Source organism: Chromobacterium fluminis, from assembly GCF_011602385.1.
Lineage (GTDB): Bacteria > Pseudomonadota > Gammaproteobacteria > Burkholderiales > Chromobacteriaceae > Chromobacterium > Chromobacterium fluminis.
The window spans coordinates 1-1,943 of the sequence record NZ_JAAOMA010000107.1; the positions used below are offsets into that span (position 1 = coordinate 1).

2 protein-coding genes are annotated in these 1,943 nt (G+C 61.8%); both read right to left on the reverse strand.

Annotated features, from left to right (window positions below; genetic code table 11):
* Positions 1 to 145 precede the first annotated feature (145 nt).
* Complete coding sequence (locus HA052_RS27025) at positions 146 to 358, reverse strand: hypothetical protein (RefSeq protein ID WP_166454431.1); 213 nt, start codon at positions 356 to 358, stop codon at positions 146 to 148.
* A gap of 7 nt (positions 359 to 365) precedes the next feature.
* A complete protein-coding gene (locus HA052_RS27030) occupies positions 366 to 1,514 on the reverse strand; it encodes a coiled-coil domain-containing protein (protein WP_166454432.1) in 1,149 nt (382 codons plus the stop codon).
* Positions 1,515 to 1,943: the final 429 nt, after the last annotated feature.

A 1,943-nucleotide genomic window follows, 5' to 3' on the forward strand; every position in this document is an offset into this window, starting at 1 on the left:
GAGGGGAGGGGAGGGCTCACGAATCTTGCCGTTCCTGACAAGCTCAAGAGCATAGCTACACAAAACGTTCACTTGGTATAGGAGGCCACATAAACACTAGCCCCCCTTTGAAACGGCTGTAAATGGCCCGTTAACGGCACAAGCTTTAAATCGACAACGACTCGCCCATCATCGAATCAAATTTGGCCACTGCCTGTTCTGCACTTGTAGTCCTTGCAACAATCTCACTCTGATAGCGCCCAGTAGTGTTCCAGAGTTCGTAACTGATTTCGCCGCAGCTGCTGATCTTGCAAATGGTCCAGCTGCCTGGACCTTGCAAATAGTAGTTGTCTTTCTTTTCCCACTCTTCGATTGGCATGCCTGTCTCACTTTGTAGATTTGCTGGCGCTGGGCGTCGGCTTCGCTGCTGCAGGTTCCCGCACCGCAGTCGTTTTCGCGCCTGCTGGAGCCAGCAAACCAATCAGACGCTGATTTTCTTGTTGTTGGCGATCCAGGTTGGTCCTGGCGTCTTGCAGTTGCTCCTGGGCACTTTGCAGGCCGGCCTGCAACTTGGCCACCTCGGCGGCGTCCTGGCGCGCGCCGGCGCGTAAGTCCACCAGCTCGGCTTCCATTTTGGCTTGCAACTGCTCGGCCTTGGCTGCGGCGGCGCCGGCGCTGGCCAGCTCGCTGCGTGCCTGCGCCAGATCCTGTTGCGCGGCCTGGCGTTGAGCCTGTTCCTGTTCCAGCCGTTGTTGCAACTGCTCGACCCGCTCCAGGGCCTGAGCTGCCCGTTCGCGTTCTTCCTGGCGCTGCTCGCGCAGCATGTTGAGTTCCGTTGCCGTGGAGGCCTGGCTCTGTTCAGCGGCTTGCCGTGCGCGCTCCGCGGCCTGCAGCTGGGCGTGCAGCGCCGGCAGATCCGCTAATTGCTGGCGGGCGCGGCCCAGTTCATCGCGCAGGCTGTCAACGGTGGTCTGCAGCTGGCTGGCTTCGGCCCGGATCGCCGTGAGGTCGGTGTCGGTCTGTTCCTGGCGGCCGGCGGCCTGGCTGAATTCGTCGCGCAGGTTGGCCAGCTCGCGCTCCAGGTCGTCGCGTTCGCTCTGCAGCATCTCGTTGTCCTGGGCGAGGGCGGTGGCGCTCTCCTCGATGTCGGCCAGCTGGTCGCGCAGTTGGCGCGCCACGTCGCTGTGGCGGCGTTCCAGCGTCTGCTCAATCGTCTGGTACAGCACGCCGATCATTTTGGTCGTCTGATCGTGAAACTTTCCCGCCAGGTCCTGGACCTCGGCTGCCCAGCTGCTGGGGCTGGCGGCCGCCGGCGCCTCGACGTCGCCGCGGTGATGCTGCCAGACCTCCAACAATCGTTGGGGATTGCCGCCGCCGATGATCTTGTGCAGACCCCACTTGGAAATTTGCCGGCCCTGGCGCTGCAGCGCGTCGCCGGCGGCGAGGATGGCCTCGTCGGAGATGGTGGCCTTGCGGCCGGCGCGGCCCTGGACGTTGTCGGCGAAGGTTTTGACGAGTTCGGATGGGATGGGCATGGACGCACCTCAATAAGTTGGTATGTCATCAGCGTAGCATAGTATTTGTTGGTTGCCAATAATTTGACCAACAAATAAACCAACAAACAAATAAACCAACAAACAAATAGCCAACAAATCAACCAACCAATCAAACAAATCGCGTTTTTCTGACTCCGGAGAATGGCAATTATCCGGACCCAGCCCGTCACCACGCCGCCGGCGCCCACCGCCACCCGCTCCAGGTCGGCCGCGCGCCCTGCCGGCCGGCCGCGGGCAGCCGCCGCCGTGCGACCGGGTCGACGCCCGGGCCGGGCACGTCGAGGGCCGTCAGCCGCGCGCGTTCAGCGCCGGCGAAACTTGAAAACGTACTTTTTCAGAATGGGGAACAAAGTGAAGGAAGGGGCGTTGCGTGAAAAACGGCGATTGGGACGTGGGGGAGGGCTTGGC

Bases quoted from the DNA above. Each gene is read 5' to 3' on its own strand.
- HA052_RS27025 (WP_166454431.1), bottom strand. From the start codon at position 358: ATGCCAATCGAAGAGTGGGAAAAGAAAGACAACTACTATTTGCAAGGT.
- HA052_RS27030 (WP_166454432.1), bottom strand. From the start codon at position 1,514: ATGCCCATCCCATCCGAACTCGTCAAAACCTTCGCCGACAACGTCCAG.